The sequence below is a fragment of the Mesorhizobium sp. WSM4837 genome, from assembly GCF_055811435.1.
The window spans coordinates 1-779 of the sequence record NZ_JBVVQE010000218.1; the positions used below are offsets into that span (position 1 = coordinate 1).

The 779-nt window shown below is 63.2% G+C and carries 1 protein-coding gene; it reads left to right on the top strand.

Annotation, left to right across the window (positions count from 1 at the left end; all coding sequences use genetic code 11):
• Window positions 1–779: aminotransferase class I/II-fold pyridoxal phosphate-dependent enzyme (locus AC0L3D_RS36805; RefSeq protein WP_473647547.1), on the top strand; the 779-nt coding region annotated here is incomplete at its 3' end.

Genomic DNA, 779 nt, shown 5'->3' on the forward strand with positions numbered 1-779 from the left:
ATGGAGATTGTTGATCTCACGGCCGGCGAGATCTGGAGCGATCTGGCACCGACGATCCGGGACGGAGCGATCGAGGCGATTCGACAAGGCCTGAACCGCTACACTGACACCATCGGCTCGATGGAGTTGCGCGAGGCGCTGGCACGGAAGGTATCGGTCGAGACGGGGCAACTCTGGCGTGCCGACGAGCTCGCCGTGACGAACGGCGCCAAGCAGGCTCTTTTCAACGTGGCGATGACGCTGATCAATCCCGGTGACCAGGTCATCATTCCCGCACCCTACTGGACGACATTCCCAGCGCAGGTCCAGATCGCTGGCGGCACCCCAGTCCATGTCGACACGCGAGCAACCGGCTACGTTCCACGGATCGACGACATCCAACGCGTCATCACGCCGCTGACCCGGGCCATCGTCGTCAACACGCCCGCCAACCCCAGCGGCGCCGTCTACGACGCGGAGACCCTTGCGGGCATCGCCCAGTTGGCGATGGAGCGGGACCTCTGGATCATCTTCGATGAATGTTACAGCCCCTTCACCCATGATGGCCGTCGGCATCATCCGATCGTGTCGCTGGCCCCGGAGGTCCGGGGACGGACGGTGATCGTCAATGCATTCTCCAAAAGCCTGGCCCTCACCGGCTGGCGCGTTGGATATCTCGCTGCGCCGGAGGAATTGATCTCGGCTGTCAAAGCGCTGCAGTCGCACACGACATCGAACCCGAATGTCGTTGCCCAGCACGCCGTGCTGCACCACCTCCGTGAGGGAGATGGCGCCTTTGA